Source organism: Streptomyces sp. CO7, from assembly GCF_053474865.1.
Genome location: NZ_JBRIOU010000006.1, coordinates 147,573 through 157,499, shown reverse-complemented (window position 1 = coordinate 157,499; position 9,927 = coordinate 147,573). Strand labels below are relative to the sequence as shown.

Genomic DNA, 9,927 nt, shown 5'->3' with positions numbered 1-9,927 from the left:
GCAGCAGCCGCCGCCCTCGCGGGGGCCGGCGTCGCGCCGGTCGATCCGCCGATTCTCGAACTCCCGCCGGGTCAGCACCCGCACGTGGGGGTCGTGGGAGCGGGAGTGGGCCACGTACCGGTCGTAGGCGTGCTCGCCGTTCAGCTCGCGCACGTACCACCAGGCGCGGGCGCCCGCCTGCTTCAGGCGTGTCAGGGCGGGGGACATCACTCGGCCCCGGCGTCGGCCAGTTCCTTCTCGTCCGTCTGCGGCTTGCGCGGCGAGAAGGAAGGAACCTCCATCCCGGACCTGACGTACGGGTCCTCCTGGAGCGGGATCCTGCCCTTCCCGCGCAGGTGGGCGACCGAGACGCACAGGCAGGAGAAGAAGACCACCAGCGTCAGACCGGCGAAGACGGCCATCAGGGTGCCGGTCACCGTGGAGTTGGTGATCACCGTCTCCATCTGCGCGAGGCTCTTCGCCGGGGCGAGCACCTCACCGGCCTGCAGGGCGTCCGCATAGGTGGAGCGCTGGGCCCAGAAGCCGATCTTGGGGTTGTCGGAGAAAAGCTTCTGGTAGCTCGCGGTCATGGTCACGGCCAGCGCCCAGGCGAGCGGCAGGGCCGTGATCCACGCCCACTTCACGCGGCCGGACTTGATCAGCAGCGTGGTGGAGATGGTCAGCGCGATGGAGGCCAGCAGCTGGTTGGCGATGCCGAACAGCGGGTAGAGCTGGTTGATCCCACCCAGCGGGTCGCTGACGCCGACCCACAGGAAGTAGCCCCAGCAGAGCACCACGAGCGCGGAGCAGAGCCAGATGGCCGGCTTCCAGTCCTTGTCGCGGAAACGCGGGACGACGTTGCCGATGGTGTCCTGCAGCATGAAACGGCCCACCCGGGTCGCGGCGTCCACCGCGGTCAGGATGAAGAGCGCCTCGAACATGAGGGCGAAGTGGTACCAGAACGACATCATCCCGGTGGAGCCGAAGGCCTTGGCGAGCACCATCGACATGCCCACGGCCAGCGTCGGCGCGCCGCCGGTGCGGGCGATCAGGCTCTCCTCGCCGACCTGGTCGGCCGCGTGCTGCAGCGCCTCGGGGGAGATGGTGAAGCCGAAGCCCGCCACCGCCTGGGAGGCCGACTGCACGGTGTCGCCCAGCACGCCGGCCGGGGCGTTCATCGCGTAGTACAGGCCCGGGTCCAGGACGCAGGCGCAGACCAGCGCCATGATCGCGACGAAGGACTCCATGAGCATCGAGCCGTAGCCGATGCCCGCGATCTGGCTCTCCTTCTGGATCATCTTCGGCGTGGTGCCGGCCGAGATCAGGGAGTGGAACCCGGACAGGGCGCCGCAGGCGATGGTGATGAAGGCGAACGGGAACAGCGAGCCGGCGAAGACCGGGCCGGTGCCGCTGCTCGCGAACGCGGAGACGGCCGGGACGTTGACGTCCGGGTTGGCGACCAGCACGCCCACGGCGAGCAACACGATCGTGCCGATCTTCATGAACGTGGAGAGGTAGTCGCGCGGGGCGAGCAGCATCCAGACCGGCAGCACGGCGGCCACGAAGCCGTAGACCACCAGGCAGATCACCAGGGTCTTCGGGCTCAGGACGAAGGCGTCCGCGAAGGAGGACTCGGAGACCCAGCGGCCGCCCATGATGGCCGCGAGCAGAAGAACGACGCCGATCAGGCTGACTTCGGTGACCCGGCCCGGACGCAGGAAGCGCAGGTAGCCGCCCATGAAGAGGGCGATCGGGATGGTCATGCCGATCGAGAAGGTGCCCCACGCGGAGTGGGCCAGGGCCTGCACGACCACCAGGGCCAGCACGGCCAGAATGATGATCATGATAGCGAAGACGGCGACCAGCGCGGCGATGCCGCCGACCCGTCCGATCTCGTCCCGGGCCATCTGGCCGAGCGACTTGCCGTTGCGGCGGGTCGAGAAGAAGAGCACGACCATGTCCTGGACCGCGCCCGCGAAGATCACGCCGACGATGATCCAGATGGTGCCGGGCAGGTAGCCCATCTGCGCCGCGAGGACCGGGCCGACCAGCGGGCCGGCGCCCGCGATCGCCGCGAAATGGTGGCCGAAGAGCACACGCTTGTCGGTGGGGTGGTAGTCCACGCCGTCGTTGTGCCGCTCCGCCGGGGTCGCGCGCGTGTCGTCCACACGGAGAACCCTGCGGGCGATGAAGCGGGCGTAGAACCGCTGGGCGATCAGGTAGGAACCGACCGCCGCGGCGACGATCCAGATGGCCGAGATCTTTTCACCGCGAGCGAGTGCGATGGCTGCCCAACCGGCGGCGCCGATGGCTGCCACCAGCAGCCATACGGCGATGCTGCGGGGACTGGTGCGGGACACGTCGTCGTGCCTTTCGTTCAATGGTTTCCTGGCGCTTCACTGATGCTAACGGTGGTAACACTCTCTCAGCAGGTGGGTCACCCATCTCACTTTCGAGATCGGAACGAAGAGGGCACGAAGAAGGGTGGCCGGTCGCATGAGCGATATCCGGCCACCCGTGAGGAGGTGAGGTCGAGCCTGGGGTCAGCGCCCTCGGCGAAGGGCCAGGTCCGCGACCACCGGCCGGTGGTCCGAGGCCAGGGTCTCGGGCACGGTGACGTCCTTGACCACGACCGCGCCCGGGGACACCGTGACGTAGTCGATGCGGGTCCTCGGGTTCAGCGCCGGGTAGGTCGGCACGTCCACCCCGGCCTCGGTCGAGGCGTCGGCCAGGCGCTCCCAGAGGGGCGCCAGCTCGGGGGCGGCGTGGACGGCGTTGAAGTCGCCGGTGAGGATCTGGCGCGGACAGCGGCCGTGCGCGTCGCAGTCCTCGTCGAGGATCCGCAGCGTGTCGGCGACCTGGGCGGCCCGGACCGAGGGGTCCGCCCGGTAGTCGAGGTGCGTGGTGTAGACGTGCACCGGGACGCCCCTGACCCGGATCCTCACCTCGGGGAAGCCGGGTGCGGGCGCGGGCACCGGGTTCGCCTCCTGGGTGGAGAGCCGGGTGATGTCGTGGTTCTCCGCCGCCAGGATCGGATACCGGGAGAGCACCGCCACCCCGTACTCGCGGCGCGGGGCGTCCGCGGAGAGCGGGTCGAGACTGTATATCGGGGCGAAGTACACCTCCATGCCCAGTCTTGTGCCCAGCTCGGCCGCAAGGTCGCGCCACCCGCTCCTGGCGCCCCAGTGGACGTCCACCTCCTGCAGCCCGATCACGTCCGCGTCCAGGGAGCGCAGCTCCTCCACCTGCCGGTCGAGGTCGAAGACGTTGTCCGTCCCCGCCCCGGCGTGGATGTTGTACGAGACCACCCGCAGCGGCACGGTCGCCGCCCCGGCCGGCGGATCCGCGTACGCGCCCGCCGGAGCGGCGCCCGGGAACACGAGCGCGCCCAGCAGTCCCGCGGTGAACAGAAGTTGTGCCGTACGACGACGCCGCATCACGCAGCCCCCTCAAGTCTGTTGGGGATCTTGGCACTTGCGCGCAGTACGGTACCGGCGCGGAGCACCGGGCGGAACGGCGCCGCGCCCGGGGGAGTGAGGCCGAGGGCGCGTCGCCTACCGCGCCGGCGGCAAGGGCTGCGCGGGCCCGTCGTCCAGCCGCAGCACCAGGCGGCAGGCGTCCTCCGCCTCCACGGCCACCCGGCGGACCCAGTGGGCGCTCAGCCGCTCCGCGACCCTCACCAGCCGTATCCGGTCCTCCCGGGTGTGGGCGGGGAAGCGGACCAGGCCGTGGTCCGCGATCGCGTTGCCCAGATCATGGAAGAGCACCGCCTGGAAGCGGCGTTCCTCCTCCGCGCTCAGCGGTGCCGGACCGTCCGCCGCCGAGGGCGCCCCTCCCGGCACGACCCGCACGTTGTAGAGGTCTCGCGGCATCGAGCACCGGTCCGATCGTCGGATGGTCCTGGGGGAGGATCCGACGAGAATACCGGGGCGGGTCACCCCGGCGGGTGACCCGTGTGGTGTCGGCCCGACAAGGCGGTCGCATGCCGTGACGATGGTGACCGTGCGTCAAGACGAACCGACCAAGCGACCGCGCGCGGCACTGTCCGCGCTGGCCCTCGCCCTGGCCGCCACCGCGGTCACCGCGCCCACCGCGACGGCGGACACGGCCTCCGCCGCCCGGCCCGACCCCTGCACCGGAGAGTTCCGGGGCGACGCCCGGCTCGGCCCCGCGAACCTTCCGGACTCCGCCGAACCGCCCGTCGGCCCCCTCCTGCGCGGCTACCACCGCACCGGCGGCCTCTCCGCCCGCGACTTCCTCGCCACCTACTGGAAGGAGGACGGCCCGAGCGGCTCCGGCGGCTGGAAGTACCCGCCCAACGACGGGTTCGCCGAGGTGAACGGGGAGGTGGACAAACAGGTCGAGACCCTCGAGCCCGGCGCGGAGCTCGACCGGTTCGGATCGGAGTACGGCTCCTACCTGGCCCCGGCCGGCGACCCGTACGCCAAGCGCGCGCTGCCTCCACAGAACCTGAACACCCGGGACGCGGCCTACCCCTGCGACTACCACCGGTACACCGTCACCCGGCAGTTCGACGTCTGGCAGGGCCGTGCCATGCCCTGGTTCGAGCAGCCGGGCGGAGGACAGCAGATCAAGCTCGACCCCGCGCTGCTCATGCCCGGCCCCGACGAGCGGCTGAACGTCGGATGGCTGCTCGACCACGGCTACCTCGCGCCCGCCCGGGACACCGCGCGCTAGACCGTCACCACCACCCGCCCGGCGCTACGCTCGTCGTCGTGGAACGCACCGCACTGCACGCCGCGTTGCGCGCCGCGGGAGCGCCGGGCGGGTACTACCGCATCGAGGGCGTGCACGAACCCGTGCCCCGTCGACTTCCTCTACGTGCGCCGGGCGCCGGACGACCCGGAAGCCTGGGAGACCGGCGCCTACGAGCGCGGACGGTGGGAGCCGGTGGCCCGCCACCGGGACGAGAGCGCGGCCTGCGCCCACCTGCTGCGCCTGCTCACCGGCACGGCACGGGGCCCGCGCCCGGGATCCGGATCCGAGCCCCGGCCGGGATCCGGACCTGAGCCCGGACCCTGACCCGGTTCCGGCCCTGGCTCCGCCCCGGCCCTCGCCACTGGGCCGAGCCCGCGCCCTCGCCCCCCACGGCCCGCGCGCCGCCCACGAACGGCCGATCGACCCGGCGGCCGCCCTCAGTCGTCCTCCGGGTCGATCAGCCGCAGCGCCTGTTCCACGGAGGCCAGGGACTCGCCCGTGCCGGTCAGGGCGACCACGTCCAGCGCCGTGTCCGCCAGCTTGATGACGTGCTCGTCGCCGTGCTCGGCCGCGCGGGCGAAGAGCTCGCCGGCCGTCCCCGACACCTCCGGGACCCGACCCGCGGGCGTCGCGTAGACGGCGGTCACCGCCGCGGACGCCGCCCAGGCGGCCTCCAGGCTCGGCGCCCACAGCTCGCGCGGCAGCGCGGGAAGGGTGCGCAGCACGGCGTTGGGAGCCGTCGCCGCGTGCACGAGCATCACCGGGTCCCCGTGCGCGTGCGCGGCGAACCGGCCGGTCGCCGCGGCCACGAGACCCTGCAGCAGCTCCCGCGCCTCCTCGGGCGAGGCCGGGGCGCGCAACGCCGCGGTGGCCTCGCTCCAGCCCGCCGTCGCCTCCAGCCGGTCCAGCCGCTCCCGGATGCCGCCGGCCTGGAGGGCCACCGTCGGCACCCCGGCCAGCGCCTTGGCCGGACCCGCGACGCCGGACGGCCCGGCGACCGCGGCCAGCGGCTGGTGGCGGCCCGCCCAGTAGGCCAGCCCGTGCGCCAGCTCCGTCGTCCTCGCCGCGGCGTCACCGTCCTCGAGCAGCGCCCGCACCGCGTGACCCACCCGGATCACCGGATGGGTGGCCCCCGCCGCGATGCCCGGCAGCAGCCGCGGCCACCACCGCACCAGCACCGCGCGCCAGCCCTCCTCGGCGACGGCCCGCCCGAAGTACACCGTCCAGTCCCCGAGCCTGCGCGGATCGCCCAGCGCCTCACGCCACCGAGGTTCCGTCACCGGGTCCGTCGAGCGCGGCATGTCCTCCAGCTTGCTCAGCGCGTAGTGCTCCAGCCAGCGGTGCACGCCGTGCCCGTGGCCGTGCCGCACCAGCGCCTCCACCGCCATCGGCGCGTGGTTGGACAGCCATCCGCGGCGCTCCGGTCCCGCCCGGTGCAGTCGCTCCAACGCCTCGTCCAGTACTCCGGTGTCCGTGCCGCTCATCGTCGTCAGCTCCCTCGGATCGCCTGATGCCGTCACGCTACGAGTGGGCCGCGGCCCGGAACACCGGCGCGGGACCTAGGCCCCGGGGCCCGGTCGCCCTCCGTCCCCGGGACTGTGCTGAACTGGGACGACATGCCCGCTCGACCGCCCCGGGAGACCCCTTGACCCTCCGCTACCGCCAGCCCGGCGTCGTCCTCACCGACCACCGCTTCACCGTCCCGCTCGACCACGCCGACCCGGCCGGCGAGACGATCGAGCTGTACGCGCGCGAGGTGGTGGCGAGCGACAAGGCGGACCAGGACCTGCCCTGGCTGGTGTACCTGCAGGGCGGTCCCGGCATGCCCGCAAGCCGCTTCGTCGGCCGCCAGGCCTGGCTGGAGCGGGCCCTGCGGGAGTTCCGGGTCCTCCTCCTCGACCAGCGGGGCACCGGCGCCTCCACGCCCGCCAACCGCCAGACGCTGCCGCTGCGCGGCGGCCCCGCCGAACAGGCCGACCACCTCGCGCACTTCCGCGCCGACTCGATCGTCCGCGACTGCGAGGCGATCCGCCCGCTGCTCACCGGCGGCGCGCCCTGGACCGTCCTCGGCCAGAGCTTCGGCGGCTTCTGCACCGTCACCTACCTCTCGCTGGCCCCCGAGGGCCTGGCCGCCGCCCTGATCACGGGCGGGCTGCCCCCGCTGACCGCGCGCGCCGAGGACGTCTACCGGGCCGCCTACCCGCGCATGGAGCGCAAGGTCGACGCCCACTACACCCGCTACCCGCAGGACGTCGAGCGGGTCCGCCGGATCGCCGAGCACCTGCTGCGCGAGGACGTCGTCCTGCCGAACGGGCACCGGCTCACCGCCGAGTCGTTCCAGTCGCTGGGCATCCTGCTCGGCTCCGGCGACGGCAGCCACCGCCTGCACTTCCTGCTGGAGGACGCGTTCCTCCTGCCCACGACGCGCGGGCTCGAGCTCTCCGACGCCTTCCTCGAGCAGGTGCAGCAGACGCTCTCCTACGCGAGCCACCCGCTGTACGCCCTGCTCCACGAGGCCATCTACGCCCAGGACGCGGAGCCGACCGCCTGGGCCGCCGAACGGGTGCGCGCCGAGTTCCCCCGGTTCGACGCCGCCAAGGCGCTCGCCGGAGGCGAGGCGGTGCTGCTCACCGGCGAGACGGTCCACCCGTGGCTGTTCGACTGCGACCCGGCGCTGCGGCCGCTCAAGGAGACGGCGGAGATCCTCGCCGCCCGCACCGACTGGACCCCGCTGTACGACCCGGCGCGGCTCGCCGCCAACGAGGTCCCGGTGGCGGCCGCCGTCTACCACGACGACCTGTACGTCGACACGGCCCACTCGCTGGAGACCGCCCGCGCGATCCGGGGACTGCGCACCTACGTCACCGACGAGTTCGAGCACGACGGCGTGCGGGCCGGCGGTCCGCGCGTCCTGGACCGGCTGCTCGCCCTGGTGCGCGACGAGACCTGAGGCGCGACGGGACTTGAGGCGTGACGAGACCTGGGGCGGCGCCGCCGCGGTCCCGGCACCGTCCCGGAGCCGCGGCGTCACCGCCTCACCGCCGGCCGTCACCGCCCGGCCGTCACCGCCTCCTCGGGCGCCGGCCGGGGCGCCCGGCGCTGCAGGCGCGGGCGCAGGCCCTCGGGCATCAGCGTGAGCCGCTCCGAGACGCTCAGCCGGTAGCCGGGTTCCGGCAGCAGCTCGTAGCGGCGCAGCAGCAGCCCGAGCACCAGCGTCGCCTCGTGCAGCGCGAACTGGCGGCCGATGCAGGCCCGCGCGCCGGTGCCGAACGGCTTGAAGACGTGCGGCGGGCGGCCCCGCACCGCCGAGGCCTCGAACCGGTCCGGGTCGAACCGCTCCGGCTCGGGACCCCACACCGCGGGGTCCCGGTGCAGCAGCGGAAGCACCACCAGTGCCCAGGCGCCGCGCCGCATCGGATGCGTGCCGCCGAGCACCGTGTCCCGCAGCGCGGCCCGGGCGAAGGCCGGGGCGGTCGGCCACAGCCGCAGCGACTCGTCCAGCACCCGCCGCACGTACCGCAGTTTCGCCACCTGCTCGTAGCCCGGGGAGGCGACGTCGCCCCACACCCGGTCGACCTCCTCGCGCGCCCGCGCCGCGATCTCCGGGTGCTGCGACAGGTAGTGCAGCGCGAACGACAACGCGCCCGAGGTCGTCTCGTGGCCCGCCACCAGGAAGGTGATCACCTGGCGGCGCACGTTGTCCAGCGACAGCCGCTCCCCGGTGTCGGGGTGAGCGGTCTCCAGCATCCGGTCCAGCAGGTCGCCGTCACCGGGCCGCCCGTCGGCCACCCGGGCCCGGACCACCTCGTCCACCGTGTCGTTGAGCAGCGCCATGTCCTGCTCACCACGCCGGTCGGCGGCCCGGCCGCCGAACAGGCCGGCCAGCGGGGCGGGCAGGGCCACCCGCCGCTGCGCGTAGCTCAGGTAGCCCACCATCGCGTCGACGAAGGGGTGCGGCCTCTCCCGTTCGAAGGAGCCGAAGTCGTGGCCGAACCCGGTCCTGGCGATCGTCTCCAGGGTCAGCTTGGTCATGTCGCCGGGCACGTCCACCGTGCGTCCGGCCGCGAACTCGGCGTCCCAGCGGTCGGTCAGCCGGCCCGCCACGTCCAGCATCGCCCCGTGATAGCCCGCCATCGCCTCACGGCTGAAACCCGGCGCCAGCACGTCGTGGGCCAGCTGCCAGTTCGGCTCGTGGTTGTGCGCCGTGAACAGCCCGTCCCTGGCGAGAGGGCGCAACGCCGCGATGCCCGGGGCGACGTGCTTGGCGAACCGGGACTCGTCCGACAGCTCGCCCGCCAGGTCGGCGCCCCCGACGAGGACGATCTCGAAGGAGAACACCTTCCTGCGGAAGATCGGCCCCAGGGCCTGTCCGCGGCGCACCGTGTCCTGCACCGGGCGGGTGCGGTCGGTGCCCAGGACGTCGCCCAGCAGCGGCACCCGGCGGGGCGGGTGCGGGATCAGGTCGAGCCGCGGCCAGGCCTCCCGGACGCTCGGCACCGGCGTCGCCGCCCGGACCGGACTGCTGCTCTCCATGGACCCTCCCGATCGAACCGCCGCGGCACCCGGCCGCCCCCGTACCGCCGCACTGCGCCGAACTGCCGCGCCGTGTACCGCGTGAGGGCGGCCCGGTGACCATCGTGCCTTCCGTGGACGGCCCGTCACCAGTCCCCGTCGGCCACCGGCCTTCCCGGCTCGTCGCCGAGCTGGACCACCTGCTGCGGCTTCGGCTCGGCCCACGGGGAGTGGTCGTCGCCGAGCCAGTCGCCGACCGGCTTGACGCCCGCGAGGGTCTCCGAGGGGTCGAGGTCCACCGCGCTCTCGTCGTAGTGCTCGAACCAGGGCAGCCCCGCCCGGGTGTAGGCGGCGCGGTCGACGGGGGAGGGCGGCGCGGCCTCACCGGTGATGCGGCGCCACTCCGGCGGCGTCACCAGGTGCACGAAGACCCGGCCGGAGGGCTCGGTGGCCCAGTCGGCCAACGGGCGCCGGTCCTGGTGCACCTGCTGGCGCATGGAGCCGCCCGCGCCCAGCCCCATCGCCGCGGCCCGGGGCGCGGACCGCTGGGGCGCCGCCCCGGCCGGAGCCGGCGGAGGCACCGCCCCGGGCGCCATGCCCGGAGCCATGCCGGGCGCCGGCGGCGGCGCGCCGTACGTCACCGCGCCGGGAGCGAGGGGCATCGGCATGCCGGTGTACGGCGGGGGCGGCGGCACGGGTCCCGGCGGGGTGACGTAC

8 protein-coding genes and 2 pseudogenes are annotated in these 9,927 nt (G+C 73.7%); 3 read left to right on the top strand and 7 right to left on the bottom strand.

All coding sequences use genetic code 11. The annotated features are described in order from the left end of the window. The 4 genes from ACOV8S_RS22115 to ACOV8S_RS22100 form a co-directional block, all read right to left on the bottom strand. The coding region (locus tag ACOV8S_RS22115) for a YbdD/YjiX family protein (protein WP_448319683.1) at nucleotides 1–207 on the bottom strand (207 nt) is incomplete at its 3' end. Beyond that, nucleotides 207–2,339, bottom strand: coding sequence for a carbon starvation CstA family protein (locus tag ACOV8S_RS22110; protein WP_448319681.1), 2,133 nt, complete (start codon nucleotides 2,337–2,339; stop codon nucleotides 207–209). The genes ACOV8S_RS22115 and ACOV8S_RS22110, both read right to left, overlap by 1 nt. Nucleotides 2,340–2,522: 183 nt before the next feature. Further along, nucleotides 2,523–3,416, bottom strand: a complete 894-nt coding sequence (locus ACOV8S_RS22105) for an endonuclease/exonuclease/phosphatase family protein (RefSeq protein ID WP_448319679.1) — start codon at nucleotides 3,414–3,416, stop codon at nucleotides 2,523–2,525. 117 nt (nucleotides 3,417–3,533) lie between these two features. After that, entirely contained in the window at nucleotides 3,534–3,851 is a 318-nt protein-coding gene (locus ACOV8S_RS22100) for a hypothetical protein (protein WP_448319677.1), read from the bottom strand. Between the two features lie 121 nt (nucleotides 3,852–3,972). On the opposite strand from ACOV8S_RS22100, the gene ACOV8S_RS22095 reads away from it, so the two are divergent. Together ACOV8S_RS22095 and ACOV8S_RS22090 are read left to right on the top strand one after the other, a co-directional pair. Further along, nucleotides 3,973–4,677, top strand: a complete 705-nt coding sequence (locus ACOV8S_RS22095; RefSeq protein WP_448320110.1) for a TNT domain-containing protein — start codon at nucleotides 3,973–3,975, stop codon at nucleotides 4,675–4,677. Between the two features lie 38 nt (nucleotides 4,678–4,715). After that, nucleotides 4,716–4,947, top strand: a pseudogene (locus tag ACOV8S_RS22090) (hypothetical protein); the annotation flags it as partial. Between the two features lie 188 nt (nucleotides 4,948–5,135). Here ACOV8S_RS22090 and ACOV8S_RS22085 read toward each other — a convergent pair. Then, complete coding sequence (locus tag ACOV8S_RS22085; RefSeq protein ID WP_448319675.1) at nucleotides 5,136–6,182, bottom strand: questin oxidase family protein; 1,047 nt, start codon at nucleotides 6,180–6,182, stop codon at nucleotides 5,136–5,138. 161 nt (nucleotides 6,183–6,343) lie between these two features. Here ACOV8S_RS22085 and ACOV8S_RS22080 point away from each other — a divergent pair, with 161 nt between their 5' ends. Next, the gene (locus tag ACOV8S_RS22080; protein WP_448319673.1) at nucleotides 6,344–7,648 is read left to right on the top strand and encodes an alpha/beta fold hydrolase; all 1,305 of its coding nucleotides are present in this window, start codon (nucleotides 6,344–6,346) and stop codon (nucleotides 7,646–7,648) included. Between the two features lie 98 nt (nucleotides 7,649–7,746). Here the strand turns inward: ACOV8S_RS22080 and ACOV8S_RS22075 are convergent, their stop codons facing one another. Both ACOV8S_RS22075 and ACOV8S_RS22070 read right to left on the bottom strand, forming a co-directional pair. Then, nucleotides 7,747–9,231, bottom strand: coding sequence for a cytochrome P450 (locus tag ACOV8S_RS22075; RefSeq protein WP_448319671.1), 1,485 nt, complete (start codon nucleotides 9,229–9,231; stop codon nucleotides 7,747–7,749). A gap of 125 nt (nucleotides 9,232–9,356) precedes the next feature. Further along, nucleotides 9,357–9,927: pseudogene (locus tag ACOV8S_RS22070) on the bottom strand (hypothetical protein); the annotation flags it as partial.

Bases quoted from the DNA above. Each gene is read 5' to 3' on its own strand.
- ACOV8S_RS22105 (WP_448319679.1), bottom strand. From the start codon at position 3,416: ATGCGGCGTCGTCGTACGGCACAACTTCTGTTCACCGCGGGACTGCTG.
- ACOV8S_RS22095 (WP_448320110.1), top strand. From the start codon at position 3,973: ATGGTGACCGTGCGTCAAGACGAACCGACCAAGCGACCGCGCGCGGCA.
- ACOV8S_RS22075 (WP_448319671.1), bottom strand. From the start codon at position 9,231: ATGGAGAGCAGCAGTCCGGTCCGGGCGGCGACGCCGGTGCCGAGCGTC.
- ACOV8S_RS22085 (WP_448319675.1), bottom strand. From the start codon at position 6,182: ATGAGCGGCACGGACACCGGAGTACTGGACGAGGCGTTGGAGCGACTG.
- ACOV8S_RS22100 (WP_448319677.1), bottom strand. From the start codon at position 3,851: ATGCCGCGAGACCTCTACAACGTGCGGGTCGTGCCGGGAGGGGCGCCC.